23 protein-coding genes and 4 tRNA genes are annotated in these 26,677 nt (G+C 39.3%); 5 read left to right on the top strand and 22 right to left on the bottom strand.

Annotated elements, in window-relative coordinates; translation table 11 throughout:
- Positions 1 to 101: 101 nt before the first annotated feature.
- The 6 genes from uvrD to lptM all read right to left on the bottom strand — a co-directional run bounded on the left by uvrD (position 102) and on the right by lptM (position 5,808).
- The gene (uvrD, locus tag GTH24_RS01100; protein ID WP_036939531.1) at positions 102 to 2,258 is read right to left on the bottom strand and encodes a DNA helicase II; all 2,157 of its coding nucleotides are present in this window, start codon (positions 2,256 to 2,258) and stop codon (positions 102 to 104) included.
- 144 nt (positions 2,259 to 2,402) lie between these two features.
- Positions 2,403 to 3,119 (bottom strand): 5-amino-6-(5-phospho-D-ribitylamino)uracil phosphatase YigB, encoded by a 717-nt coding sequence (gene yigB, locus GTH24_RS01095; RefSeq protein WP_072070837.1) that lies wholly within the window; start codon positions 3,117 to 3,119, stop codon positions 2,403 to 2,405.
- On the bottom strand, positions 3,119 to 4,042 hold the full coding sequence (gene xerC / locus GTH24_RS01090; protein WP_164525851.1) for a tyrosine recombinase XerC: 924 nt from the start codon (positions 4,040 to 4,042) through the stop codon (positions 3,119 to 3,121). The genes yigB and xerC overlap by 1 nt, the downstream gene beginning before the upstream one ends.
- Positions 4,039 to 4,749 (bottom strand): DUF484 domain-containing protein, encoded by a 711-nt coding sequence (locus GTH24_RS01085; RefSeq protein WP_072070839.1) that lies wholly within the window; start codon positions 4,747 to 4,749, stop codon positions 4,039 to 4,041. The genes xerC and GTH24_RS01085 overlap by 4 nt, the downstream gene beginning before the upstream one ends.
- Before the next feature lie 25 nt (positions 4,750 to 4,774).
- Positions 4,775 to 5,599, bottom strand: coding sequence for a diaminopimelate epimerase (dapF, locus tag GTH24_RS01080; protein ID WP_072070840.1), 825 nt, complete (start codon positions 5,597 to 5,599; stop codon positions 4,775 to 4,777).
- A 41-nt stretch (positions 5,600 to 5,640) separates the two neighbouring features.
- On the bottom strand, positions 5,641 to 5,808 hold the full coding sequence (gene lptM, locus GTH24_RS01075) for an LPS translocon maturation chaperone LptM (protein ID WP_072070841.1): 168 nt from the start codon (positions 5,806 to 5,808) through the stop codon (positions 5,641 to 5,643).
- A 79-nt stretch (positions 5,809 to 5,887) separates the two neighbouring features.
- Here lptM and cyaY point away from each other — a divergent pair, with 79 nt between their 5' ends.
- On the top strand, positions 5,888 to 6,205 hold the full coding sequence (gene cyaY / locus GTH24_RS01070) for an iron donor protein CyaY (RefSeq protein ID WP_072064599.1): 318 nt from the start codon (positions 5,888 to 5,890) through the stop codon (positions 6,203 to 6,205).
- Positions 6,206 to 6,273: 68 nt separating this feature from the next.
- Here cyaY and GTH24_RS01065 read toward each other — a convergent pair whose 3' ends face one another.
- Positions 6,274 to 8,868: a class I adenylate cyclase gene (locus tag GTH24_RS01065; RefSeq protein WP_072070842.1), complete on the bottom strand. Its 2,595-nt coding sequence runs from the start codon at positions 8,866 to 8,868 to the stop codon at positions 6,274 to 6,276.
- Positions 8,869 to 9,854: 986 nt separating this feature from the next.
- Between GTH24_RS01065 and hemC the strand changes: the two genes are divergently transcribed.
- Genes hemC through hemY form a run of 4 tightly spaced genes read left to right on the top strand, consistent with a single transcriptional unit; the run spans position 9,855 to position 14,026 of the window.
- The gene (gene hemC / locus GTH24_RS01060) at positions 9,855 to 10,796 is read left to right on the top strand and encodes a hydroxymethylbilane synthase (RefSeq protein ID WP_164525850.1); all 942 of its coding nucleotides are present in this window, start codon (positions 9,855 to 9,857) and stop codon (positions 10,794 to 10,796) included.
- On the top strand, positions 10,793 to 11,530 hold the full coding sequence (gene hemD / locus GTH24_RS01055) for a uroporphyrinogen-III synthase (RefSeq protein WP_072070843.1): 738 nt from the start codon (positions 10,793 to 10,795) through the stop codon (positions 11,528 to 11,530). Before hemC ends, hemD begins: the two co-directional genes overlap by 4 nt.
- 20 nt (positions 11,531 to 11,550) lie before the next feature.
- Complete coding sequence (hemX, locus tag GTH24_RS01050) at positions 11,551 to 12,804, top strand: uroporphyrinogen-III C-methyltransferase (RefSeq protein WP_072070844.1); 1,254 nt, start codon at positions 11,551 to 11,553, stop codon at positions 12,802 to 12,804.
- A gap of 4 nt (positions 12,805 to 12,808) precedes the next feature.
- On the top strand, positions 12,809 to 14,026 hold the full coding sequence (gene hemY, locus GTH24_RS01045) for a protoheme IX biogenesis protein HemY (RefSeq protein WP_072070845.1): 1,218 nt from the start codon (positions 12,809 to 12,811) through the stop codon (positions 14,024 to 14,026).
- 89 nt (positions 14,027 to 14,115) lie between these two features.
- On the opposite strand, the gene GTH24_RS01040 is transcribed toward hemY, so the two are convergent.
- The 15 genes from GTH24_RS01040 to wecB form a co-directional block, all read right to left on the bottom strand.
- A complete protein-coding gene (locus GTH24_RS01040; RefSeq protein ID WP_072070846.1) occupies positions 14,116 to 14,433 on the bottom strand; it encodes a hypothetical protein in 318 nt (105 codons plus the stop codon).
- A 927-nt stretch (positions 14,434 to 15,360) separates the two neighbouring features.
- Positions 15,361 to 15,437, bottom strand: a tRNA-Pro gene (locus GTH24_RS01035).
- 28 nt (positions 15,438 to 15,465) lie between these two features.
- Positions 15,466 to 15,552: transfer RNA gene (locus tag GTH24_RS01030), tRNA-Leu, on the bottom strand.
- Positions 15,553 to 15,574: 22 nt separating this feature from the next.
- Positions 15,575 to 15,650: transfer RNA gene (locus GTH24_RS01025), tRNA-His, on the bottom strand.
- 64 nt (positions 15,651 to 15,714) lie between these two features.
- Positions 15,715 to 15,791 (bottom strand) — tRNA-Arg (locus GTH24_RS01020).
- A 216-nt stretch (positions 15,792 to 16,007) separates the two neighbouring features.
- Positions 16,008 to 16,745, bottom strand: coding sequence for a lipopolysaccharide N-acetylmannosaminouronosyltransferase (wecG, locus tag GTH24_RS01015; RefSeq protein ID WP_072070847.1), 738 nt, complete (start codon positions 16,743 to 16,745; stop codon positions 16,008 to 16,010).
- The gene (gene wzyE / locus GTH24_RS01010; RefSeq protein WP_072070848.1) at positions 16,745 to 18,109 is read right to left on the bottom strand and encodes an ECA oligosaccharide polymerase; all 1,365 of its coding nucleotides are present in this window, start codon (positions 18,107 to 18,109) and stop codon (positions 16,745 to 16,747) included. The genes wecG and wzyE overlap by 1 nt, the downstream gene beginning before the upstream one ends.
- Positions 18,106 to 19,191, bottom strand: a complete 1,086-nt coding sequence (locus tag GTH24_RS01005; protein WP_072070849.1) for a TDP-N-acetylfucosamine:lipid II N-acetylfucosaminyltransferase — start codon at positions 19,189 to 19,191, stop codon at positions 18,106 to 18,108. Before GTH24_RS01005 ends, wzyE begins: the two co-directional genes overlap by 4 nt.
- Complete coding sequence (gene wzxE / locus GTH24_RS01000) at positions 19,188 to 20,444, bottom strand: lipid III flippase WzxE (protein ID WP_164525849.1); 1,257 nt, start codon at positions 20,442 to 20,444, stop codon at positions 19,188 to 19,190. The genes GTH24_RS01005 and wzxE overlap by 4 nt, the downstream gene beginning before the upstream one ends.
- 2 nt (positions 20,445 to 20,446) lie before the next feature.
- A complete protein-coding gene (gene rffA / locus GTH24_RS00995) occupies positions 20,447 to 21,577 on the bottom strand; it encodes a dTDP-4-amino-4,6-dideoxygalactose transaminase (RefSeq protein ID WP_164525848.1) in 1,131 nt (376 codons plus the stop codon).
- 1 nt (position 21,578) lies between these two features.
- The gene (gene rffC / locus GTH24_RS00990; RefSeq protein ID WP_164525847.1) at positions 21,579 to 22,292 is read right to left on the bottom strand and encodes a dTDP-4-amino-4,6-dideoxy-D-galactose acyltransferase; all 714 of its coding nucleotides are present in this window, start codon (positions 22,290 to 22,292) and stop codon (positions 21,579 to 21,581) included.
- Positions 22,270 to 23,151 carry a glucose-1-phosphate thymidylyltransferase RfbA gene (gene rfbA / locus GTH24_RS00985; RefSeq protein ID WP_072064612.1) on the bottom strand — a complete coding sequence of 294 codons (882 nt, stop codon included), beginning with the start codon at positions 23,149 to 23,151 and terminating at the stop codon, positions 22,270 to 22,272. The genes rffC and rfbA overlap by 23 nt, the downstream gene beginning before the upstream one ends.
- Before the next feature lie 19 nt (positions 23,152 to 23,170).
- Positions 23,171 to 24,238, bottom strand: coding sequence for a dTDP-glucose 4,6-dehydratase (gene rffG / locus GTH24_RS00980; RefSeq protein ID WP_072070853.1), 1,068 nt, complete (start codon positions 24,236 to 24,238; stop codon positions 23,171 to 23,173).
- The gene (wecC, locus tag GTH24_RS00975; RefSeq protein ID WP_109410126.1) at positions 24,235 to 25,497 is read right to left on the bottom strand and encodes a UDP-N-acetyl-D-mannosamine dehydrogenase; all 1,263 of its coding nucleotides are present in this window, start codon (positions 25,495 to 25,497) and stop codon (positions 24,235 to 24,237) included. The genes rffG and wecC overlap by 4 nt, the downstream gene beginning before the upstream one ends.
- Positions 25,494 to 26,624, bottom strand: coding sequence for a non-hydrolyzing UDP-N-acetylglucosamine 2-epimerase (gene wecB, locus GTH24_RS00970; RefSeq protein WP_069369918.1), 1,131 nt, complete (start codon positions 26,622 to 26,624; stop codon positions 25,494 to 25,496). The genes wecC and wecB overlap by 4 nt, the downstream gene beginning before the upstream one ends.
- Positions 26,625 to 26,677 lie beyond the last annotated feature (53 nt).

The raw sequence follows: 26,677 nt of genomic DNA, 5'->3' as shown, positions 1-26,677 counted from the left end.
TAATCAAATCGAACTTCCCTTAAAAAAACACCCTTACTTATTTGATAGGCAAGAAGGGTGTTTTTTATATTAAGATAGTAACTGCTTACTTTAAATAACTACTACTCTAGTCGAGCAAATGCAGCCACCAGCCATTTAATACCTTCGCCATTAAAGGCAATTTGTAATCGACAATGCTCACCACTACCTTCGATATTAATAATAGTTCCATCACCAAATTTAGGATGTTTCACACGTTGTCCAAGAGAATACCCCGTATCATTACTGATAATCGGAGTTCCTAAACGGCTATGATTAACAGGACGTGAAACCGTCGCACGTAAACGCACTTCTTCGACACACTCTTTGGGTAGCTCACCAATAAAACGAGATGGCCGATGACTCACTTCTTTTCCATATAGACGACGGTTTTCAGCGTAAGTAAGCGTTAACTTTTTCATTGCGCGAGTGACGCCAACATAGGCCAAACGACGCTCTTCTTCTAAACGCCCACCTTCATCTAATGACATTTGGCTTGGGAACATGCCCTCCTCAACACCCACAATAAAGACTTGTGAAAATTCAAGCCCTTTAGCTGAGTGAAGCGTCATTAGTTGAACTGCATCTTGATACGCATCAGCCTGGCTTTCACCCGATTCTAACGCCGCATGTGAAAGGAACGCTTGCAATGGCATCAAATCTTCGTCTTCATCTTGATAACTAAATTGACGAGTTGCGGTGACAAGCTCTTCTAAGTTTTCAATACGAGCTTGGGCTTTTTCACCCTTTTCTTGCTCATACATCGCTTTCAAACCTGAATCACGAATAATTCGGTCTGTTTGTACATGTAATGGCATATCTGCCGTTTCAGATGCTAACGTCTCAATTAACTCTAAGAATCGCTGTATTGCCGCTGTTGCTCGCCCTGCTAGCATTTTATGTTCGATAACCTGTAATGCACTTTCCCATAAAGTAATTTGGTTATCTCTTGCAACTTGGCGAACAATATCTAATGTTCTGTCTCCAATACCTCGTGTTGGTGTATTCACAACACGTTCGAAAGAAGCATCATCATGGCGATTTGCGGTTAATCGCATATAAGAGAGCGCATCTTTGATTTCTTGACGTTCAAAGAAACGTTGCCCACCATAAATACGATATGGCATTGCCGCTTGTAGTAATGCTTCTTCCATTATACGAGATTGAGCATTACTACGATAAAGAATGGCACAATCTGTCAGCGCGCCACCTTCTTCTTGCCAGCGCTTAATTCGGCCAACTACATAACGCGCTTCATCTAAATCATTAAAAGCACAATACAGTGAGATAGGCTCGCCTTCTGCACCTTCAGTCCACAGATTTTTGCCTAATCTATCACTGTTATTTGCTATTAGTGCATTCGCAGCTTTTAGAATATTGCTTGTAGAACGATAATTTTGCTCTAATCGGATAGTCTCTGCGCCAGGAAATTCATTTAAGAAGTTTTGAATATTCTCAACTTGTGCACCACGCCAACCATAAATAGATTGGTCGTCGTCGCCTACAATCATCACTTTACCCGTTTGACCCGCCAGCATTCTAATCCATGCATATTGAATACGGTTAGTATCTTGGAACTCATCAACCAAGATATTAGTAAAGCGATTTTGATAATGTTCTAAAATTTGTGGCTTATTCAACCAAAGCTCATGAGCACGTAATAAAAGCTCTGCAAAGTCCACCAGCCCCGCACGATCGCATGCCTCTTGATATGCTTGGTACACTTTTAACCATGTTGTTTCAACAGGATTACCATAGGTTTGAATATGCTGAGGGCGTAGTCCTTCATCTTTTTTACCGTTGATGTACCACATTCCTTGTCGTGCAGGCCATTGCTTATCATCAAGATTCATCGATTTAACAATGCGACGAATCAGACGATATTGATCGTCACTGTCAATAATTTGAAAATCTTGTGGTAGGTTTGCATCAAGATAATGTGCGCGTAATAAACGATGAGCCAAGCTATGGAAAGTCCCAATCCACATACCGCCTTGACTGGTACCAATTAAATCTTCGATACGATGACGCATTTCTGCAGCCGCTTTATTGGTAAACGTCACAGCCATAATAGAAAAAGGGGAAGCTTGCTCAACAGATAATAACCAAGCGATACGATGTACCAATACGCGTGTTTTACCACTGCCTGCGCCAGCAAGCACCAACATATTTATGCGAGGTGCGGCCACGGCTTCGCGCTGTTTATCATTAAGGCCTTCTAGCAGATATGAGACGTCCATAATTACCAATCATTTAGTGAGGAAAATACTGTGGATATATACAGAAATAGTGAGTAAGCAACAAACTAACAGGATTTCATCCGTGATGCAAAGTAAAGCCTTTTTCAATTGCGTTTATCTCTGCCATTTTGACCTAAGATCACGTTAAACCAACTCTATCAGTTTACTTAAATCTGTAATTTCAATATGTGGCATCACGCGAGTTTCGCCTTCTTCAAACAAACTACGGTTATCAAGGTTAATCCAGCAAGCTTGTAATCCACTATTAACAGCACCTTCAACATCCGTCACAAGATGATCGCCCACATGTAAAATTTGTTGATGAGGTACTTTTAAAAGCATCGCTGCTTTATCAAACATATCAGAATAAGGCTTAGAGCGACCATCAGGGCCAGCTTTCAAAATATGTGAAAAATACTGCCCTAAACCACAACTTAGCGGGTTTGCATTACCATTTGTAATGGCAATTAACGGAATTTTTTCTGCTAATTGAGTGAGAACTTGATGTGTATTTTGAGGCACATTAATACGACTACGCCAATAAGCAAAGTGCGCCATAATCTCATCTGCACCTTGCTTTGCTTTGGCTTCACTGTAATTGTAATCTAACAACATATTCCTAGCGGCAAGCCAACGCCACTGTGTAATATCGTGAAATATCTCTGGATTATTTTCTATAAGTGGCTTTTTATAAGCATTCACATCTTCTTCTGTGAAATGGTTAAAACGCAGATCATATTGACGAATAAAAGCCAGTGTCTCTTTTTCCGTTTTATCCATCACTGGCACATTGTCATACAGCGTATCATCTAGATCAAAAGTCATCGCTGCAATTGGCGTCAGAGTTCTGTAAAAACGCATTATGATTTTTCTCTCTTAGCTCTCGGATGAGCAGCATCATAGACTTTCGCTAAATGCTGAAAATCTAAATGGGTATAAACTTGTGTCGTTGATAAATTAGCGTGCCCTAATAATTCTTGTACCGCACGTAAATCACCACTGGATTCCAGTAAATGTGTAGCAAATGAGTGGCGTAATTTATGAGGATTCACATGGCTATTTAGTCCTTGCTTTACCCCCCAAAGTTCAAAACGTTTTTGTACGCTACGCACTGATAAACGCTTACCACTTTGAGTTGAGATAAAAACAGCCTTGTCTTCTGGTGCATAAAGTTCTCGCATCGGAAACCAATTTTGTAACCATTCTATCGCTTTTCTTCCTAGAGGAACTTTACGCTCTTTACTTCCTTTACCTAATACACGCACTTCACCTTCATTTAGATCAATATCATTAATATTGAGATTGGTCAGTTCAGATAAACGCAAACCCGCACCATACATCACTTCTAGCATGGTTCTATCTCTGACAGAAAGGGGATCGTTTAAGTCAATATTCATTAATTGATTGACTTCATCTACATCCATATTTTTAGGAAGATGACGACCTGATTTAGGTGTACGAATACCTTTCGCTGAATTAACATCCAGCATACCTTGTGCTACTTGCCAATCAAGAAAGCTACGTAACGCAGAAAAACGCAAAGCTAGACTGGTCGGCTGTAACCCGCTTCGATGGCTTTTTGCCAATAACATACGTACATGTTGGCTTTCAAGTGATTGCCATTGCGTTATTTTTATCTCAACCATCATTTGCACTAAGGCCATCAATTGGCGATGGTAATTTTCTACTGTGGCAGAACTTAATCTACGTTCAACTTGAATGTAACGCAGAAATTGCTCTATAGCCGTGGTGAGTGTTTCTGGAAGATCACTTGGTTGGCTCATTGTCTTGCCACCCAACGTGTTAATAATTCCGGTAAGATATGAGCTAATTTATCCAACATGACGGTTCCCATTCCTTCCTGAAAATGTTGATTATCTCGGCTATTAAAAATAATCACACCTAAATCACCATAATGTCCTAATAATGAGAGAGCAACAGAACCAGAACGCCGTACATTAGGCATCAACAACATGATCTCTTGCCCATTGAGCATGCCTAAATAGTGATTATCATCACCCATACGCTGAATGCGGAAGTGTTCAAAAGCTTGGCGAGAGAGTGCAAGTGCCTGTGCATCTAAAGGCGGTTGTAATTGCCAACGATCGGTAAATAAACGCAATTGAACAGAGTACAGACCTAATTTTTTAGCCCAGAGGTTTAAACGCTCTAACATTTCATTAAGAGAGTCACTGCTGGACAATTCAGAAATTAATAATAAGAGTTGGCTAAACAAAGATTCATTCTCAGAAGCTTGCTCTATCAATAAACGCATATCTTCTTCAAGATAGTGAATACGATTACGTTGACGTGACATTATCCACTCAACTAATGAGACAGTACCTCGAATGGGATGAGGAACTTTCATTTGCTCAATGTAGCTTGCATTACGGATAAAAAAATCAGGATGCTCTGTAAGGTAACGAACCACTTGTTGATCATTAAGTTCGTTTGTTTCAGGGCAACAGAACTGCTTATTTTTATCCGTCATACAGATAGCCTCTCAAAAAATAATATTATAGCTGGATGATCCCATCATAAATATGTGTCGCAGGCCCGGTCATATAAAGAGGGTTACCCACTCCTTTCCATTCGATAAACAGCGATCCGCCAGGCAACGTGACTTTCACACGTTTATCTAATAAACCTTGAGAAATACCGATCGCAACAGCGGCACAAGCTCCGCTACCACAGGCGTTCGTTTCACCCGCACCCCGTTCAAATACTCGCAAATGAAGATTATTTCTGTCTACGATTTGCATAAACCCAATATTAGCACGTTCAGGGAAACGTTCATGTTGCTCTAATACTGGCCCTAATAATTCGACTTCGGCTGTTTTGATATCTTCAACTTGTATAACACAATGGGGATTTCCCATTGAAACTACACCACATAATACAGTACGTTCCATTGCCCTGATAATATAGGTCTTTTCTGCTTTTTGTGCGCGAAAAGGGACTTTTTGAGGATCAAATTCGGGCTCTCCCATGTTGACGCACACATCATCATTATCCATAACATGTAAGGTCATTCTACCGGACTGCGTACTGACTTTTATCTCTCTTTTATTTGTAAGCCCTTTTAGTCTCACAAATCGAGCAAAGCAACGCGCGCCATTACCGCATTGTGCAACTTCACTTCCATCCGCATTAAAAATACGATAATGAAAATCAAGCTCAGGATCATAAGGTGCTTCAACCACCAATAATTGATCAAACCCAACACCAGTATGACGATTGGCTAATCGACATATCAATTCTGGTGAAAAATAAACATTTTGGGTCACGGCATCGACCACCATAAAGTCGTTACCAAGACCATGCATTTTTGAAAATTGCATCTTGCCCCTGCCTGAAACGAAATTACCGTTTCTAAGATTGACTAATTGGTCTGAGTTGAGGCGCTCTCAACTTGCTGGCTTGGCTGGGATGACTGCGTCATTTTTGCCTGAGTATCTTCAGGAGGGAAATAAAGAGGGCCTTTCAAGCCACAACCCGAAAGAGAAATCAGTGTTATTATAGCAAGAGTGCAACGTAAATACGTTTTCATTCGAAATCTGCCTGTCATTTATTTGGTTAATATCCTCTATAATCGCAGTTAGATCTCGAAAAGCAAATAGGAAATGAAGATGAACGACAGTGAATTTCACCAATTAGCTGACGAACTCTTGTCAGAAATAGAACAAACTATTGATAATTATGAAGGTGACGCAGATATTGATTGTGAAATCAATGGCGGCGTAATGACATTAACCTTTGAAAATAATAGTAAAATTATTATTAATCGTCAGGAAGCGTTTCATCAAATTTGGCTAGCGACACGCTCTGGTGGCTATCACTTTGATTGGAAAGATGATCAATGGATTTGTGATAGAAGTGGCGGTGAATTTTTAACCATGCTAGCACAAGCAATAACAGAACAAAGCGGGGAAGCGTTTTCTTTCTAAAAAGCACGGTTAGTTACACAAATGGGAGCTATGATAGCTCCCATTTGTGTTTATAAGTTTGTATTCAATTAAGAGTGTTGCACAGCTTTATAATCAGTAAATCCGTGGGGAACAACATTCATCTCAGGTTGAACTTCTTTACTACCTAGATCGGATAATTTACCAAATGATCCACCAGCAAAAGGTAACACTTGTGTTGATCCTTCCACTTTCACAATTTGATAAAACTGTGGCAAGTTAAAATTAATAAAGCTTGAGCCATATGTGAATCGATCATGAGAGGAAGAGTAAAAACGGCTAACATCTTTCACTAACTCTTCTTTGCTTCCTTCACAATGGGAATAAATTTCGACGCGATTTGCTTCATCTAAAATATAGATATTAAAGACATTATTATCTTCTGTGGTTTCAAAGAAGAATTGGATAATCCCTTCACACGCAAAACCATCAATGACCGCAGGTAAATAACGAGCGTCTTTATCCAGCTTAACAGGCAATCCATGAAGTTTGTTATATGAAATTGCACCATAAAACTCGATAGCATTTTCTAATTTTTGCACCGACACATTGAGGCGTTCAAAAAACAATCCCCAAGTTTGCCCTGCAATACGTAAAGCTTTAAAACGTCCCGGCTCTAAACGATTCGTTGATAAGCGTAGCTCAATACATTCTGATACTAGCTGTTGCACGCGGGTACGAATTAAACCACGTAGATGTTGGCTATAGCAGAATACTTCAACAGAGGCTGGTGGCGCCGCATCTTGGTGCATTTTACCTAAAATCGTTTTTAACGATTCCAACATAGACTGTGTGCCACTGAAATGAAGAGTTCTTACCTCATTCCAAGAGTTGCGGTACAACAAATCGATGCTACCAATAAGACATTGCTCTTTTTCACCAAAGCTAAACACATCCAGTTTTCTAAAATCAAAGTGAACCACTTGATCAGAAAAACTCTCTGTTGGATCTGTTTCCAAATTGACAATAATGGCTAGATGTCTAATTTCGCAAGGGCTATACAATGCTTTTGGCGTTGGCGCTGGTAAACGAATAGGGAAATGGCTCGACATATCCCTGACTAATTCATGTAGTTTAATTTCATCACAAGAGGAATCCCCTTGATGAATATAAACACGAGACTCTTTTGTTAACAGCCCATTAAAGTAAGACCATGCCACTAATTTATTTAGATAGCGGTTATATTCTAATGGTTGATGTCCAACGATATTTTCAAAATCAGGGGCACGATTGTATAAATACCATCCGCTACGATTTGCTCGGCCTTGAGGTACATAAATAAAGGTTAAATGTGACTCTGATAAATCAGGTGATATTTGCGGGTTAACCAGTGTTACTTTGCCAGGCAATGCTTCGAATGCAGCATAAAGTTTACGTGTTAATACGCCAATATCTTGTGGGCTTGCGCTGACACTTAAGTTATTGCGACGCGCGAAACGGATAAGATTACGATAGCTTTGCATCATCGTATCTAATAGTTCGTTATGCGCATCTCGTACTCGCTCGATTTTCCAGCTATCACGGGTATCGAGGATCGTTAAACGTTCGTTATCCCATTGCCACTGAGTCACTAATTGCGATAAGACTTGTCGTCTCCAACCTTCGGATTCATTTTGTGTTTTTTCGTTAGATAGTTTTTCACACACTTTCAGGTAGAAACAGCGACGAATAAGATCAAGGCGAGTTAAATCATTGATAGAAACTAAATAACGCGTAACACGCTCAAGCATCATACAATAAGCATCTAAACCGTAATTAACGATTTCACCACGGTGAAGATGTTGCTTCATCTCTAATGCCAGCAGTTTTCCATTAGGATAATCCGCTGAATAAGCTTCCAATAAAATACTTTTTAATACTGCTTTATATGGTGAATCAACGCTTTTATAAAGCTGCCATAAACTTGCACCAAAATACTCTTCTGCTGAAAGTTCACCTAACCCCCCCAAATCTAACCACTCATTGGGTGTTAATACGCCCTGAGCATAAAGGGAGTTAACATATTCATCATAATGGTGCTCTTCTTCTACTGGCACCATCGTCCATAGCAAGCGTTTACCTGCAAGACGTACTGCAGTACGGTAAAATTCGTCAAGTAAAAGAATATGTTGGGTAGAACCACAATCTTCTCCACCTAAGCTACCGCTTGCATGATGGCGAAATCTATTTTCATCGATTAAGAAAAATGTAACGTCAATGCCTAGCTCACCAGCCCACTGCTCAATCAGTTGGCACTTACGTTGTAAAAGTGCACGCTCATCCTGATCCAGCCATGATTGATGGCAGACCCAAATATCAATATCAGAGCAGTGACTTTGCCCAATAGAAGAAGTGCTACCCATCGAATAGATGCCAGTAATTGGCAACTCTCCGCTGGCGTACCCTTCCATTGGCTTATCACATAATGCGTTAATCAGCTTATTGGCCCATTGACGTTGCATGTCATCAGGTTCAAAGAAACATGTACCGTGAGGAACATTTCCTTGTAGGTAGCCGGGTAACTCAGGATGGTGGTAATGCAATAAAACAGGAATTAAACCATAGACCTGTTTAAAAACATCACACATCGATGCAAATGCTCGTTCCAGTCTGAGTTGATTAATCGCATCCAGCCGTTGCTTCAGTGTTTCAATATAAAGATACAAGAGTTTCGCCTGAACAATACTAAGAAGATAGTAGAATCTGAGTTTATAAGTGACCGAGCCTGAGTTAATCCATTATTAATAGATAAAACTTTACTAACAAAATCTCGGAAACGTGATCAATTTAACACCTTGAGCGCAAGGCGTAAAGAGGAACTCAAAATATAGCACCAAGATCTAAAAATGATATTTAAGGGCTTAATCGTGTAAAGCTTCATAATTAATATCATTATAATCATATAGATAAATCATTTTATTTGTAAAAAAAATGACGATGAAAATATCTCAATCCATCATTTACCCTACAAAAACCCCCGTTTACTTGATGATGAACAACAAAATAAATACTGACAAAGCTTAGAAAATGGCTAAAAAAATGAAAATAAAAATAACCAATTGATAAATATGGCTTTTTATATTTTTTGTTTTTATATTCAAATAATGAAATATTTTTTGATATTAAAATAATAATAATAAAATAAATATTTAATATTCATTAAATATTTATTTTATTTAAATCTTAATCTATTTTTCTCTTTTTTATTATTTCTATTATTTTTATTTAATAATATTTTTGTTAAATTTTATCGTGTCTTTATATATGAGAAAGTCATCATCAAAAAAACATCATTTAAAATAATGGTTGTTTTATCAATGTGTTCAGATTAGGTGTTACATTTATCTTATTTATCGGACACCAAATGTTAACAACAATAGATCAATGTTTTATTTTTGTAAATAACCACACTATTTATATAGATATAAAAAGAATAAAACTCAGAAAATAAATAAATTCATCGTAATAGATCACTATTTTACTTATTTTTTATTTTCTTTTTCTTTTTTTCTTTTTCGATTACCCCCCTATTTCTTTCATTGTTACCACTACTCAAAACGCCTTAACTGGAAAATTGAGCCTTAAAGTGTTAAAACAATGCCTTATTTCTAAACAAAAATATCGCTAATCGCTCGGAAGAGATAATACTATTATGTCAAAAAGTACCATCCGTATCGCTACCCGCCAAAGCCCTCTTGCTATGTGGCAGGCGCTTTATGTGAAAGAACAACTACAACTTGCTCATCCAGGTTTAGTCGTCGAATTAATACCGATGGTCACTAAAGGTGACATCATTTTAGATACACCTTTAGCTAAAGTGGGTGGTAAAGGGCTCTTTGTAAAAGAATTAGAACTTGCTCTACTTGGATCACGTGCAGATATCGCCGTTCATTCTATGAAAGATGTTCCAATTGATTTTCCCGAAGGTCTAGGATTAGTGACAATTTGTGAACGAGAAGATCCTCGAGATGCCTTTGTTTCTAACCATTATGATTCATTAGAGCACCTCCCAGCAGGTAGCATTGTGGGCACATCAAGTTTACGTCGCCAATGCCAATTAAAAGCACAACGCCCTGATCTGATTATTCGTGATTTACGAGGTAATGTAGGTACTCGCTTAAGTAAATTAGATAACGGCGATTACGATGCCATTATTCTTGCTGTTGCAGGCTTAAAACGTCTTGGTCTAAATGAACGTATCTGCACACCATTATCCGCCGAGCAATCCTTACCTGCGGTTGGACAAGGTGCTGTGGGAATTGAATGTCGTTTAGATGACGATGATACTCGTCAGTTATTAGATGCTCTCAATCATTCCCGAACAGCAATTTGTGTTAAAGCAGAGCGTGCAATGAATACGCGCCTTGAAGGGGGTTGCCAAGTTCCAATTGGAAGCTATGCTATTTGGCAAAATGACAAAATTTGGTTACGGGCTTTAGTCGGTTCACCTGACGGCGAAACTATTTTACGTGGTGAGCGTTTAGTTTCCCCACAAGAAGCTGAAACCGCAGGTATTTCTCTAGCTGAAGAGCTTTTAGATAAAGGTGCCAGAGCCATTTTAACAGCGGTATATCAAGGCAATACACCTGCATGAGTATTTTAATCACTCGCCCTGATCCTGCAGGAAAAGCATTAACCCAGCGTTTAATTAATGCAGGGAAAATAGCATTTCAAGCACCTTTAATAGAGATCACCGCAGGTCGTGAGCTTCCTTTATTAGATACTAAGCTAAAAGGATTAAAGGCGGGTGATTGTGTCTTTTTACTTTCTAAAAATGCGGTGTCATACGCAAACTGGCAACTAAATCAATTACAACAATCATGGCCAGATACGCTATCCTATTATGGAATAGGCCAAAGCACAGCAAAGGATTTCCAACATTTAAGCGGTCTTTCTATTCACTATCCTGAGCAAGGAGAAACTAGCGAAGATCTTCTCGCGCTACCTACTCTCAATCAGGTGAAAAATAAACAGATCTTACTGCTTAGAGGTAACGGTGGTCGCGACTTACTTGCAACAACATTGCGCCAACGAGGTGCAATGATTGATGAATGCGAATGTTACCAACGCCTATTTATTCATTACTCCCCTGACGATTTTGCACTTCAGTGGGAAAAAGCACAGGTTGATACACTTGTTGTCACTAGCGGTGAAATGTTACAACAACTCTTTGATCTAGTCGCTGAATCTAAGAAAGCATGGCTGTTAAACTGCCATTTACTGGTGGTGAGTGAACGATTAGCAACAATAGCAAAAAGATTAGGGTGGGAAACCGTCACCGTTGCTGAAAGTGCCAATAATGATGCTTTATTTCATGCATTAATATAGAACCTAAATGAGACACCGATATGACGGAACAGAAAAATACAAATGATAATGACTTACCAAAAGATACAGCTAAAGCTGATGAGAATGTCCGCTATCAGGAAGTCAAACCTGTTAATAATAAGCGCTCAGGCCTAATTGGAAGTGCTGTTGCTATCCTTGTTATTTTGGCAATCGGTGGTGGTCTTTACTATTACACCAATCAACAGGCTTCAAAGTTAAGTGCAGAAAATCAATCACTTAAATCAGAGCTAACTCAATTACAGCAGCTACAAAATACCTATCAACAACGCTTTGATAATATTGATAGTTTATTTAACTCACAAAAACAAATTATTGAGAAATTACAAAACGAGCGCCAAACCACAGATAATCAAATTCAAGATCTACAAACTCGATTTGCGGCTATTTCCAGTGCAGATGTCAAAAGTTGGTTATTAGCACAAGCCGATTTTATGGTGAAAATGGCGGGTCGTAAGTTATGGAATGATCAAGATGTGGTGACCGCAGTAAGTTTACTAAAAGGTGCTGATAGTAGCTTGGCAGAAATGAACGATCCAAGTTTACTTGAAATTCGTCGTGCTATTAATGAAGATATCAGCAGTTTAGCCGCATTAACCAAGATTGATAATGACGGCACTATCTTACAGATAAATCAGTTAGCTAATCAGGTTGATAATCTTCGTTTAGCAGATCTCGAGCGTAATGGCCCCCCTATGGATAAAGATGACGAAACTATTTCAGGTTCGTTGTCAGATTGGAAACAAAACCTAAGTAAAAGCTGGAAAAGCTTTATGGATGACTTCATTACTATCCGTCGTCGAGATACTGAAGCAGTGCCTTTATTAGCGCCAAACCAAGATATCTATTTACGTGAGAATATTCGTTCACGTTTATTAATTGCTTCCCAAGCTGTCCCTCGCCATCAAACTGAGATCTATCAGCAATCGCTTGAGGCAGTATCCACTTGGGTTCGTGCTTATTTCGATACCTCTGATCCAAGTACAACCGCATTTTTAGAGACTGTCTCTGAATTAGAAAAACAACCTATCACGCTGACAATGCCTACAGAATTAAAAAGCCCAGTACTGTTAGAAAAACGTGTAGAAAGACAGATCCGTAACTTACTGGCGCAAAATGAGTATACTCAACCGAAAGCTGTTGAAGCTCAAGATGCGCAAGCAGTAGAAGCTGAACAAAGTACACCAGAAAGTGCACAAGATGCGGCTGCTGATAGTACAGCAGCTGATGCGCCTATAGCACAACAAGGAGAATAAGCTTATGTTAAAAATACTGCTCCTTTTTGTGGTGCTTATTGCGGGCATCATTTTTGGCCCAATATTGGCAGGACATCAAGGCTATGTGCTTATACAAACAGATAATTGGAATATTGAAACCAGTGTTACCAGCCTCGTCATTATGTTTATTTTACTGCAATTGGCGCTGTTGCTGATTGGTTGGAGTTATCGCCGTTTTATTGGTACAGGTTCAAAAGCCTATAGTTGGTTTTCTTTCCGTAAACGTAATCGAGCTCGTAAACAAACGAGTATGGCGTTAATGAAATTAGCAGAAGGCGACTTTAAAGAAGTTGAAAAACTGATGAGTCGCAATGCAGACTATGCGGAACAACCGGTTGTAAACTATCTATTAGCGGCAGAAGCAGCACAACAACGTGGTGATGAATTCCGAGTTCAGCAACATCTTGAACGAGCCGCTGAACTTGCCGATACCAATCAACTTCCAGTTGATATTACTCGAGTGCGTATTTTATTAGCGCAAAATGAAAATTATGCGGCGCGTACTGGAGTTGATGAGTTATTAAATCAGGCTCCTCGCCATCCGGAGGTTTTACGTTTAGCTGAAACGGCTTATACACGAACCGCTGCTTGGCAAGCATTACTTGATATCATTCCATCTATGCAAAAAATTGCATTACATACGGATGATGAATTAGAACAATTACGCCAAAAAGCCTACATTGGTATTATGGGACAAAAAATGTCCGAAAGTGGCTGTGATGGGTTAAAAAATTGGTGGAAAGCACAACCACGTAAAGTACATCATGATAATGCATTACGTGTTGTTTTAGCTGAACATCTTATTGAGTGCAACGATCCTGTTACTGCCCAAACGATCATTTTAGAAGGGATCAAACGTCAGTATGATGAACGCTTGATCTTACTGTTGCCACGTTTAAAAAATACAGATGCTAATGTGATTTTAAAAGTGCTAAATTCACTTATTAAGCAACATGGCCCTACACCGTTACTCAACAGTACATTAGGTCAAATTGCCATGCAACAAGGGCAATGGGTGCAAGCAGAATCAGCATTTCGTAATGCGTTAAAACAGCGACCTGACGTTCATGACTTTGCGTGGCTTGCTGATGCCTTGGATAAACAGAAAAAATCTGAGGAGTCGGCCAAAGTACGTAAGGATGCTTTATTAATGACTCTTAAAAAAGATTCTGTCATTTTTGAAGAGCCGAAAAAAAAGTAAATAAGCTCATTCGATAAAAATGTGATCATAAATCGTTTAATCACCTGATCTAAAAACCCTCTTTATTATTGAGGGTTTTTTTATGTGATTTAAAAGCCATATTGAAATAACACCACCACTTCTACACATAAAGTCAAAAAGATATATATCCAAGCAATACGATAAAAACGACCGGGAATTCCTTTCACGTTTTCTTGATTAAATGACAAGTAATATTTTCTTGCTTGGTAAAACACCACGATATAAATCAGCGCAATCCCCTGACAAAGAAAAGCCACATACTTCGCCCATGATTTGCCACCAATAATCAACATAATCAATGGGATCAAAAAGAATAATAATGGGCCAAACTTCTCTATGAGAAAGAGTCTTTCCTGTGCAAGGTATGCTTTTTGTTTATTTATCATGATGCTACTATCTCCCGTCTATCCTTGCGCTGGATGATAACGTGATAAGGCGATGAACACAAAACGGATAGGCTATATGACGTAAAAAAAGCACATAGAAAAAAACGCCTGTATAAAACTATACAGGCGCATAAATATACAATCAGGTCTACAGACGGATGGTGCCTCACTCAACGTTTCGTCCTGTTGATGATGAATGATGTTCATCGTTAACGTGGACGTAGGCACCGAATAATCGGCTCTGCATCATTCCTAGGTTTATGAAGTCAATGCTATCATAAGGAGTGGAATGAGCATCTACGATATAAATAAAGCATTTATCGTGCCAACTTTTATTTTTTTGATAAAAAAAATCTCCCGCCTCAAAAATATAAGATAACTTATTGAATTTTAGTTTTCCTTTTCTGTTTCACTCATTTTTTATGATAAAAAGTACATCACCTATGCTTTCATACTGCTATTGCTAAATAGAAAAGAAAATATAAGGCCTAACATGCGTCTCTTTTTCACGACAATAAAAATACGCAACTTATTTAAGAGCATTAAATCAATGAGTTAAATGTCACCTATTAGCGACATTAAAAATGGCAAGTGTTGGCATTTACCGACATAAAAAATAAGATCGTTATATTTCATATAATTAAATAACATTTTTTTATTAATTCATCTATTCGTTTTATGAAGAGTAAAATAAGGCAATAATTTAAATTATTAATAAAGCTTAAGTGATAAGACCAGATATCACTTATAAAGAGTGACGTTATTGTTCCTATTTGAGATCAATTAAGAATAAGTACCAGAAAAAGGTAGCCAAAACTAGAATTGGATATGGATATGGATATGGATATGGATATGCTGAGTTTAAATATAATATTATAAATCGCAGATACGAAAAAGCCCCGATAAAAAATCGGGGCTTTTTCTTATTGGTCGGCGAGAGAGGATTCGAACCTCCGACCCACTGGTCCCAAACCAGTTGCGCTACCAGGCTGCGCTACTCGCCGTCTGAATCACTGCTCTTATCTTGTTTATTGGTGCGAAGGGGGGGACTTGAACCCCCACGTCCGTTAGAACACTAACACCTGAAGCTAGCGCGTCTACCAATTCCGCCACCCTCGCATAAACAATAACTAAGATAAGATGGGGTGGCTAATGGGACTCGAACCCACGACAACTGGAATCACAATCCAGGGCTCTACCAACTGAGCTATAGCCACCATAACAGCTATCTTATTACTTCTTACAACAACGCTCTTCACCGTAACTCTTAGCACGCTTTAATGGCGCGCCCGACAGGATTCGAACCTGAGACCTCTGCCTCCGGAGGGCAGCGCTCTATCCAGCTGAGCTACGGGCGCTTCACGCCGTTGCGGGAGAGGATAGTACGGATTTACGCACTGTCTGTCTAGTGCTTTTTGAAAAAAAAAGTTTGTTTGACGATAGTTTGTGCATTTCGTCGATAAATGGAGCGTTTTTACACGCTAAGCGCCCCACTAGTATAATAATTAAACAATAAAGATGCTAGATGAAAGTATGAATAAATCATTTAGCTAACAAATGAACATCCATGACCATCACAATTTATTGGAATAGTAGTATCCAACAAATTTTAATAACTTAAATTGGCGCTTAATTCGGCTTGGTTGTGATAACAAACGATATAACCATTCTAAGCCAAGATTCTGCCATGCTTTCGGTGCTCTCTTAACATGACCTGTAAATACGTCATAAGTCCCCCCCACGCCCATATATAATGCATCAGGGTAAACCTCTCGGCATGCACGAATAAATAGCTCTTGCTTAGGTGAACCCATAGCAATAGTCACTATCTTCGCACCAGAGGCCTTTATACGCTCAAATAACGCATCTCTATCTTGAGGTGTGAAGTAACCATTTTGGCTCCCCACAATATTCACATTCCATTGTGATTTTAGCTTATCTTCGGTTTGAGCTAGAATTTCTGGTTTGCCACCAACAAGAAAGGCTGGCGTTCCTTCTTTACCCGCTCTTTCCATTAATGCTTCCCATAAATCTGCACCCGCAATACGAGAAACATTGGCATCTGGATACTTACGGCGAATACCACGCACAACACTAATACCATCTGCATAAAGATAATCAGCTTCGTTAAGCAATTCATTCAAGGCAGTATCAGTTTCTGCGGTTAGGATTTTTTCTGCATTTATCGCAATCAGAGATCCACTTTTTATTTGTGTTCCTTCATAAAGATAATCCAGAAAATGAGCCATATTTCGAAATCCCCAGATATTATGTCCACGGATTGAATACTTCGGAATTGAATTGGATCCCATTACTTTTCCTTTTTCTCTAAACGAGGTTCACCTTGTATTTGACGAGTCACGTAATTACGTACTAATCCCGCGCTTTCAAATAACCAATAAAGCAGTTTTGCAACAACTAAACATAAACCAAAAACCAAACAGAAAAACACAACACGAGAGACAAAGGAATCAACCCCTTCTCGCGCTAAAACAATCATATTAAAAATAGCCCCAAAGCAGAATGCTTGTAAAATAGCGGATTTATAAGGATTGTTTTCATTAAGTCCTTGTTGATACAACCAATCAAACCATTTAATAATTAATCCCACCACGATTGCGCCTAATGGGATAAACACAACGCCCCCCATCACCACTAAAGAACCAATTAAGGTTGGTGAAATCGCAAGGCCTGCATGGTAATCAAGAACTTCCCATGTAAAGTAGTTTGCTGAATTGAGTACCACATCAGGACGTTCAGGCCACACCCAAGAGGGAATAAAAACATAAAAATCACGAATAATTGGAGCAAGCCCTTGAAACTCAATCTTGTCATAATTATCAAGTAATAATGCTAAATTTTCCCAAGGGGAGAACGTATCACGAGTTAGGTACAAGAAAGTATAGAAAGCCTCAGCTCCACTAACATCAAGCCCATAGCGTTTTAATGCCAGCCAAAACATCCCTACAATACTCATCACACCCGCAGCAACCAGCATCCACAACGTTATCCAACCACGAACAATGCCGATAAATAAAAACAGAGCAAAAGCGATAATGATATTCGCGCGAGTTCCACCCACAATGATATAAGTTAAAATTCCGAAACCAACTGTTGCACACAGGAAGAAAATCCAGCGCTGCTGTGTCGGTTTTAAGAAATAGACCACCAGCATGGCGGGAATAAAAAAGTAGAAAAAGCGCTTAAGCGCCACACCAGATACTTGGCTTGAAAAAATTTGGCTATATGTTTTGAGCTTAAAGAGTAAAAAACCATTTTGTAGGAAGAAAATCCCTACTGTCACAAATGCAATTAATGCCAATAAGATCCAGGTAAGATTGGTTTCTACTCTATTCATCGTAAATAACGACCTAGAAGGGCCGCTAACGGGCTTTCTCAATCTAACCTTATAAGTTACATAATAAATAGCATAGAAGCTGGTAGAAGCTAATAATGCGTATAATAATGAATCAACAGGAACAACTGCCACATCAAATTGGAACACCAACATACAGGTCAGTGGAAAGCCAAAATAGAATGTCAGCAAATAAAGCATTGAGAAAAAAACATTAAAATTGAAACGAACTCGACGAAACTCTTGATAAGTCAGTAATAAAATAAAACTTAAGGAGATAAAATAAACGAGTGTCAAGCCACCCAGTTCCGCCAATGTCATTGGGGTTCTCCTGTACTTATCTCAATCAACTGTTTCCAACCATCAGTAAAATTAGGCGCAAAGAAGGTAATACTTTGGCGATCAAGCATAAGTAATTGACGTTGAGCTTCTTCAATCAGAGCAGCATCTAATTTATCACCTGAGAAAAAGACTGGAACATTCTGTTCTGTTAAATCTTGCCAAAATGGGTTTTGACGGCTAATAACAAAAGGGATCGCAAATTGGATAAGTAGACAAAGCGTACCAATGCCTTGCTGGCGATGAAAAATAAAATAGCCTAAATCACATGTCTTTAATAAGGCTAAATAATCATCAAATGCCAGTTTATCACGTAAAATCTCAACCTGATTATCAGGAAGTAACTGATTAACAGCTTGAGATACTTCATCAATATATACGTCATTATTATCAGGATATCCCATTGGGATAATCACTTTTGCACGCGTTCCATATTGTTCTGCTATCGATTGTAATGCTTCAATATGGCGATTTGATCTGTCCCCTGAATTTCCGACAATAATAGTGATTTGTTGTGCATCAATAGATGACTTTTCTGTCACAGTCAGTGCTGGTTCCATTCTTGTTGGGAAATAAAGCAAACTTGCTGGAATATTAACGTTAAACTGCGCGAAGTAGTTAAGATCACCTCGTGTGCCGAACACTCGCCCTACTCGTTTTTGTGCTAACTTGCGAAGAAGATAAAATAGCCTAAATTTGAGCTGCTTAGAATCCTGATACAGATCGGCCCCCCAAATATGCCACCAAAACTGATGACGCTTAATTTTACCTGTCAGTAATGCCAACCAAATCGGGGCATTAAATTGGCCTAAAAAAAGGAATCGTTGGTGAGTATCAGCCTTTGCCAATGTAATCACTCTCTGCGCAACCTGTTTTTTATCCGATAAACACTCAATGTCTAAAGCTGGGTAGCTTTCTTGTAGTGAAGTATCTTTACTGGCAACGATAAAACGAGGTTTATACGTTAATCCCGCCTCAGTGACGAGGTGGTCGTTAAAAAACCGTAACATTGTGTTGTTATGATGCACAATGTCTGAACCTAGTACGTAAATCAAAGTTGTCATTTGCGCCTGCAATAAATCACGAAAACAGAACTACAGAGAAGGAAGTAAATAATATATGTTGCCATATAGGCTTGAGCTGCACCAAGTGCGCCATGTTCAGGAATAAGCCAACGGGAAAATAGTGTTAGTAAAGCAAATTGACTTACTTCTGTAAGGATATAAAAACGTAATGCCGCTTTTGCAATGACTAAATAGCCAAAGACATAAGCGCCTACTTTTAAAACATCACCGACAAGTTGCCATGCAAATAAATCACGCATAGCGACAAATTTGTCTGAAAACAGTAACCAAATCGCAAAATCACGCAATAACCACACCATAAAACTAGCAACGGCAACTGCAGGAAGTACAAACTTCAGTGATTTTACGATCTCTTTGGTAATGTCACTCTTTTGCGTTAATCGAGAGAGTGTTGGCAACAAATAAACCGAAAAAGAGGCTGTAATAAACTGCAAGTAAGCATCTGAAATGCTAGTTACACCTTGCCAAATACCAACATCATCCCAGCTATAGTGCTCAGCAAGTAGATTACGCATCATAATATAAGCGACTGGCAACGTAATCGATGTCAGTATCGCCATAATCGTAAATTTACCAAGATGGCTTGCTATTGCCTTATCCCAACGAGGTTTAAGCTCACTTAACGCAAATCGCTTACGCTTTACTACTAAAAATGTAGCAGGAAATAAAATAAGTGCAGGCACTAATGCAAGTCCAATTAATGCACCGTGATAACCCGCAAATAAATAGCATAAATAATAAGCAATAACACCAATGATACTACCCGTGATAATTGATAATGCATTACCAGCGGCATCTCGATACCCCTTTAATATCGCTAGGAAATAATTGCTATACGCTATTCCCATTTGAATAAAAGCAACGGCTCTTACAATATCCTGATATCGATGATAATCATCGCCAAATAACACTTGGCTAATGGGGGCAGAAAAAAGAAGAAATAAAATAGCTAACAGTGTAGAAAACAGCAAAATCATAGATGATGAAGTACCCAACACTTTTTTGCGCTGAATCTCATCATCTTGATATTGTGCGATTAATTTCGTTACACCATTAAAAATACCCGCACCAGACAATACGCCAAGTACGGTAATTAATTGACGAAAGTTACCTGCTAATCCCACGCCAGAAGGACCAAAGGAGACAGCGAGTAATTTGACAACAAGCAGACCAGCCCCGATTTTTATCAGGGTTGATCCCGCTGTCCAAATTGATGCTTTGGCTAATGACATAATTAAGCAAAGAAATCGCGAATATGGCCAATAACGATTTGCTGTTCTTCTTCTGTCATATTGTAAAACATAGGTAAACGCACTAAACGTTCACTTTCTTGTGTAGTGAAAATATCTTCACCATCAAAACGACCAAATTTCATACCTGCTGGGCTGGTATGCAATGACACATAGTGGAAGACAGTTAAAACATCGTGCGCTTTCATATAATCATTAAACGCAGTACGTTGCTCGATATTGTTCAGTTTGATATAGAACATATGCGCATTGTGTTCTAATCCTTCAGGAACGATTGGAAGCGTTAATAAGCCTTTCTCTGCTAATGGTGTCAATGCATCATAATAAATCTGCCAAAACGCTAAGCGACGTTCATTAATTCTTTCAGCTTCTTCAAGCTGTGCCCATAAATATGCAGCTTGTAAATCTGACATTAAGTAACTAGAACCAATATCACGCCAAGTATATTTATCGACTTGTCCACGGAAAAATTGGCTACGATTAGTGCCTTTTTCGCGGATAACTTCTGCACGATTGATTAAGTCAGGATCGTTAATAAGCGTTGCACCACCTTCACCACCTGATGAGTAGTTTTTAGTTTCATGGAAGCTATAGCAACCAATATGACCAATAGTGCCCAATGCCTTACCTTTGTAAGTTGACATGACACCTTGTGCTGCATCTTCGATAACAAATAGATTATGTCTTTTCGCAATAGCCATAATCGTGTCCATTTCACACGCAACACCCGCATAATGAACAGGCACGATAGCTCGAGTTTTGTCTGTAATTGCCGCTTCAATTTTTGTTTCATCGATATTCATGGTATCTGGACGAATATCAACAAAAACAATGGTTGCCCCACGTAATACAAACGCATTAGAGGTCGAAACAAAGGTAAAACTCGGCATAATGACTTCATCGCCAGGCTTGATATCTAATAAGATAGCAGCCATTTCAAGCGATGCAGTACAAGATGGCGTTAACAGCGTTTTATGACAATGAAATTGTTCTTCTAACCACTTTTCACATTTTTTTGTGAAATTGCCATCACCACATAGCTTGCCACTTTCCATGGCTTGTTTCATATATTCTAATTCGGTGCCGACAACGGGTGGTTTATTAAACGGAATCATATTATCCCCTGTATAACCAATAAGTGGTGCTCTCTATTAAGCCCCCACTGTGTGTGTATAAACGCGAAGCTGCAATATTGCTGATTTGTGTTGCAACATATAGGGTTGAAATACCTTGCTGTTGACACCAAAACTTCGCGGCCGACATCAGTTGTTTACCAATGCCTTGTCCTGTTCTATTGGGCATTACTGCAAGTAACCCCACTCTTGCTTCACTTTCAGATAGACGACGTAAAGTGACAAAACCACTCATGTTATTTTCAATATCATAAGTTAGTAAGCAGATATCATCGAACGTGCCTAGTACGGCTTTTTTAACCCATAATGCGTAAAAACGACTGCTATCGCCTTCTTGATACCAAGGTGCTCGAAAACGGCTTTGAACAAAAGCCTCTGATGCCGTTTTCATCAGTAAATTAATATCAGCATCATTGGCCTTTCTAAAATATAATTCAGGCGCTTTCTTACAAGCATTTTCTATGCCAATTGGAAGTTTAAAATCAATTTCACCTTCCGCAAATTGAAAACCTAATTGACTGAGTTTATCGATGAGTGAAAGCTCATGAGATGCGACTTTAGCTTGAACTAGAGCAAATGCATCAAGCTGTTTGTCTATTAATACAGGCGCTTGAATATCAAACTCAAGGCGCCCTGTTTTGAGTGAGAAAAATTCACTTTCCCACTCAAGATAATTAATATTGGCGAGGACGGACATGTAATAAATCCAATAGATAGCGACCATAACCCGTTTTAGACAGTGATTTTGCACTTTCTCTTACTTGGTCATCATTGAGCCATCCATTACGCCAAGCAATCTCTTCAAGACACGCCACTTTAAATCCTTGGCGCTTTTCAACGGTTTGAACGAAAGTACTAGCCTCAATTAAACTGTCGTGAGTGCCGGTATCTAACCATGCAAAACCACGCCCTAACAGTTCAACATTAAGCTCGCCACACTCAAGATACATCTGATTAATAGACGTAATTTCTAGTTCACCACGAATAGAGGGTTTTACTTTTTTAGCAAAATCAACCACACGGTTATCGTAGAAGTAAAGCCCTGTTACAGCCCAATTAGATTTAGGTTGTTCTGGCTTTTCTTCAATCGACAGCACTTTAAAATCATCATCAAATTCAACAACACCAAATCGTTCAGGATCCATGACTTGATAACCAAAAACTGTCGCTCCCCGTTCACGTTGAGCAACTTGTTTTAGTTTTGGACTAAAGCCTTGACCAAAATAGATATTATCGCCTAGCACTAAACAGCAATGATCATCACCAATAAATTCTTCACCTAAAATAAACGCTTGAGCTAAACCATCTGGCGATGGCTGTATTTTATATTGAAGATGAACACCAAATGCAGAACCATCACCTAATAAACGTTGGAATGAGGTCATGTCATCGGGTGTTGTAATGATCAAAATATCTCGAATACCAGCAAGCATCAGAACTGAAAGCGGATAATAGATCATGGGCTTATCGTAGATAGGTAATAACTGCTTCGATACCCCTTTGGTTATCGGATGTAGTCGTGTACCAGAGCCACCCGCTAGAATAATACCTTTCATCATTTATCCTTTTACTTAATCAGTTTCCAAGCCCTAAACGTTCACCTGCGTAAGAGCCATCAAGTACACGTTTCCACCATGTTTCGTTATTTAAGTACCACAAAACAGTTTTACGAATACCTGATTCAAATGTCTCTTCGGGCTTCCAACCTAATTCAGCTTCAATTTTCGCAGCATCAATGGCATAACGCAGATCATGACCAGGTCTATCTTTTACATATGTAATTAAATCAGCGTATTGAGAAACACCTTCCGGTTTTGCTGGATATAACTCTTCTAATAGCGCACAAATTGTTTTAACAACATCAATATTACGGCGCTCATTATGACCACCAATATTGTAGGTTTTACCTGGTGTTGCTGTTGTTGCGACTAAATAGAGTGCTCGAGCATGATCTTCAACATAGAGCCAATCACGAATTTGCTCACCTTTTCCATAGACAGGTAATGGCTTTCCTGAAATCGCATTTAAAATAATTAAAGGGATCAATTTTTCAGGGAAGTGATAAGGACCGTAGTTATTTGAACAGTTTGTGATCACCGTAGGTAAACCGTAAGTCCGTAACCATGCACGTACTAAATGGTCACTTGATGCTTTAGAAGCAGAATAAGGGCTACTTGGGGCATAAGGTGTGGTTTCAGTAAAGAAATCATCTGTACCTTCTAGATCGCCATACACTTCATCTGTTGAAATATGGTGAAAACGAAATGCCGCTTTCTTATCTTCAGAGAGTACTTGCCAATAATGGCGAGCCGCTTCTAGTAATGTGTAAGTACCAACAATATTGGTCTCAATGAATGCCGCAGGGCCATCAATAGAACGGTCAACATGACTTTCAGCCGCTAAATGCATCACAACATTTGGTTGATATTGAGAAAATAAGCGGTCAAGCTCTGCTCTATCACAGATATCAACTTGCTCAAATACATAGCGTTCGCTGTTAGCTACTGTCGCTAATGACTCTAAATTACCAGCATAAGTCAGCTTATCCACCACAACAACGCTGTCATTGGTGTTTTCAATAATATGTCGAACAACAGCAGAGCCGATAAAACCGGCTCCACCTGTAACTAGAATGCGTTTCAACGCCATACTCCTTTAGTATCTACAATCCATTTTTGAGTGACTTTACTACCAGGGATCGCTTTAAATTGCTGATGATCAACGAGCATTAAGACAATATCCGCATCTTTTAATGCTTGCTCAGTTGACACTAACTCCGTGATCCCTTTCAGTTTGGTTGGTAACTCATGAATATTAGGTTCAACAGCCCATGTTGTACCGCTGTGCCAATCTGCCACTTGTTTGGTGATGTTCATGGCTGGGCTTTCACGTAAATCATCAATGTTAGGTTTAAAGGCTAAACCAAAGCAGGCTATTTTAATTTCATTAGCACGTTTACCCGTTTCAGTCAGACAATCCGCAACCGCTGCTTTCACTTGATCAATAACCCACACTGGTTTGCCATCATTGACTAAACGCGCAGTGTGAATTAAACGAGATTGCTTTGGATTTTGTGACACGATAAACCAAGGATCAACTGCTATACAGTGTCCACCAACGCCAGGGCCTGGTTGTAAAATATTGACGCGTGGATGGCGGTTCGCCAAGCTAATTAGCTCCCACACATTGATATCTTGGTCAGCGCAGATCAGTGATAATTCGTTAGCAAATGCAATATTAACATCACGGAAGCTATTTTCTGTTAGCTTACACATTTCTGCGGTACGCGCATTGGTGATAACACATTCACCTTCAAGGAAAATTTTGTATAGCTCACTCGCACGTTCGGAAGATTTACGGTTCATCCCACCAACAACTCGGTCATTGCGAATAAGCTCAATCATAACCTGACCAGGTAATACACGCTCAGGACAATAAGCAATATCAATATCTGCTTCTTCACCGTCTTGATGAGGGAAGGTTAAATCTGGACGAGCTTCAGCTAACCACTGTGCCATTTGTTCAGTAGAACCAACAGGTGACGTCGATTCTAGGATAATAAGGTCGCCTTTTTTCAGTACAGGTGCAATAGAGCGAGCTGCCGATTCAACATAAGCCAAATCAGGCTCATGTTCACCTTTAAAAGGTGTTGGTACCGCAATAAGGAAAGCATCTGCTGGCTGTGGGGTGGTGTAGGCTTTTAAGTGCCCCTCTTCAACGGCTTGTTTAACAACTTTATCAAGATCAGGTTCAACAATATGAATTTGACCTTTATTAATTGTATCAACTGCATGCTGATTAACATCAACACCGATGACGCTTTTTTTACGAGAGGCAAAAGCAGCCGCTGTAGGTAAACCAATGTAGCCGAGGCCGATAACAGAAATAGTTTCAAAACTCATAATGTCACCTGATTTTTTTTCAATGCTTCAAGAATACGTTGGCAGGCATGTCCATCACCATAAGGGTTTGTCGCCTTACTCATTTGGTGATATGCGTTTTCGTCTGTCAATAAAGAGGTTACTTCGCTAACAATACGTTTGGTATCGGTTCCCACCAAACGAACAGAACCCGCTTCAACCGCTTCTGGACGTTCTGTGGTATCACGCATGACAAGAACAGGTTTACCTAATGAAGGCGCTTCTTCTTGAATGCCACCAGAGTCAGTCAAAATAAGGTAAGCATGGTTCATTAGATAAACAAATGGGAGATAATCTTGTGGTTGTATTAGTTTAATGTTGTCAATGCCGTGAAGAATACGTTGAACAGGCTCACTCACATTTGGGTTTAAGTGAACAGGATAGACAACTTCAACATCAGGATGTGCTAAGGCGATTTCAGCTAATGCTTGGCAAATACGTTCGAAACCACCACCAAAGCTTTCGCGACGATGTCCCGTCACAAGGATCATTTTTTTATCTGGCTGAATAAAAGGATAGTTTACAGCGAGTTCATTTAAGAGTGTTTGATTGCCCATCACTCTATCACTCACCCAAAACAGTGCATCAATAACAGTATTTCCAGTAACAAAAATATTTTTATCTGCAACCGCTTCTCGTACCAGATTTAATTTTGCTGTCTCTGTTGGTGCGAAATGATACATGGCAAGATGCCCTGCAATGGTACGGTTGGCTTCTTCTGGCCATGGTGAATAAAGATTGCCTGTACGCAATCCTGCTTCCACATGGCCAACTGGAATGCGTTGATAAAAAGCGGCTAAACTTGCTGCCATGGTTGTCGTTGTATCACCATGCACCAAAACAACATCAGGTTGGAATGATGCTAATACCGGTTTTAACCCTTCTAAAATACGACAGGTAATATCCGTTAAATCTTGTCCTGGTTTCATAATATTGAGATCGTAATCTGGTTTGATCTCAAAAAGATTTAATACCTGATCAAGCATTTCTCGATGTTGGGCCGTAACACATACCTTCGCTTCAAACGAATCATCATTTGCTAAAGCGTGCACTAAAGGTGCCATTTTTATCGCTTCAGGGCGTGTGCCAAAAACAGTCAACACTTTCACAGTGGCTCTCTTTTTTTCGTTGTTATATCGCTTATTTTTGGGAAAGCAATATG

The organism is Proteus vulgaris (assembly GCF_011045815.1).
GTDB lineage: Bacteria > Pseudomonadota > Gammaproteobacteria > Enterobacterales > Enterobacteriaceae > Proteus > Proteus vulgaris_B.
The sequence above is the reverse complement of the archived record's forward strand: the minus strand, read 5'-3'. Positions and strand labels throughout refer to the sequence as shown.

Excerpts from the sequence above, each read along its gene's own strand:
- rfbA (WP_072064612.1), bottom strand. The coding sequence starts at position 23,151 with ATGAAAGGTATTATTCTAGCGGGTGGCTCTGGTACACGACTACATCCG.
- yigB (WP_072070837.1), bottom strand. The coding sequence starts at position 3,119 with ATGCGTTTTTACAGAACTCTGACGCCAATTGCAGCGATGACTTTTGAT.
- hemD (WP_072070843.1), top strand. The coding sequence starts at position 10,793 with ATGAGTATTTTAATCACTCGCCCTGATCCTGCAGGAAAAGCATTAACC.
- wzxE (WP_164525849.1), bottom strand. The coding sequence starts at position 20,444 with ATGTCATTAGCCAAAGCATCAATTTGGACAGCGGGATCAACCCTGATA.
- xerC (WP_164525851.1), bottom strand. The coding sequence starts at position 4,042 with ATGAGCCAACCAAGTGATCTTCCAGAAACACTCACCACGGCTATAGAG.
- wecG (WP_072070847.1), bottom strand. The coding sequence starts at position 16,745 with ATGGGATCCAATTCAATTCCGAAGTATTCAATCCGTGGACATAATATC.
- GTH24_RS01085 (WP_072070839.1), bottom strand. The coding sequence starts at position 4,749 with ATGACGGATAAAAATAAGCAGTTCTGTTGCCCTGAAACAAACGAACTT.
- uvrD (WP_036939531.1), bottom strand. The coding sequence starts at position 2,258 with ATGGACGTCTCATATCTGCTAGAAGGCCTTAATGATAAACAGCGCGAA.
- hemC (WP_164525850.1), top strand. The coding sequence starts at position 9,855 with ATGTCAAAAAGTACCATCCGTATCGCTACCCGCCAAAGCCCTCTTGCT.
- rffA (WP_164525848.1), bottom strand. The coding sequence starts at position 21,577 with ATGATTCCGTTTAATAAACCACCCGTTGTCGGCACCGAATTAGAATAT.
- hemY (WP_072070845.1), top strand. The coding sequence starts at position 12,809 with ATGTTAAAAATACTGCTCCTTTTTGTGGTGCTTATTGCGGGCATCATT.
- GTH24_RS01005 (WP_072070849.1), bottom strand. The coding sequence starts at position 19,191 with ATGACAACTTTGATTTACGTACTAGGTTCAGACATTGTGCATCATAAC.
- wecC (WP_109410126.1), bottom strand. The coding sequence starts at position 25,497 with ATGAGTTTTGAAACTATTTCTGTTATCGGCCTCGGCTACATTGGTTTA.
- lptM (WP_072070841.1), bottom strand. The coding sequence starts at position 5,808 with ATGAAAACGTATTTACGTTGCACTCTTGCTATAATAACACTGATTTCT.
- rffC (WP_164525847.1), bottom strand. The coding sequence starts at position 22,292 with ATGTCCGTCCTCGCCAATATTAATTATCTTGAGTGGGAAAGTGAATTT.
- hemX (WP_072070844.1), top strand. The coding sequence starts at position 11,551 with ATGACGGAACAGAAAAATACAAATGATAATGACTTACCAAAAGATACA.
- wzyE (WP_072070848.1), bottom strand. The coding sequence starts at position 18,109 with ATGACATTGGCGGAACTGGGTGGCTTGACACTCGTTTATTTTATCTCC.
- cyaY (WP_072064599.1), top strand. The coding sequence starts at position 5,888 with ATGAACGACAGTGAATTTCACCAATTAGCTGACGAACTCTTGTCAGAA.
- dapF (WP_072070840.1), bottom strand. The coding sequence starts at position 5,599 with ATGCAATTTTCAAAAATGCATGGTCTTGGTAACGACTTTATGGTGGTC.
- GTH24_RS01040 (WP_072070846.1), bottom strand. The coding sequence starts at position 14,433 with ATGATAAATAAACAAAAAGCATACCTTGCACAGGAAAGACTCTTTCTC.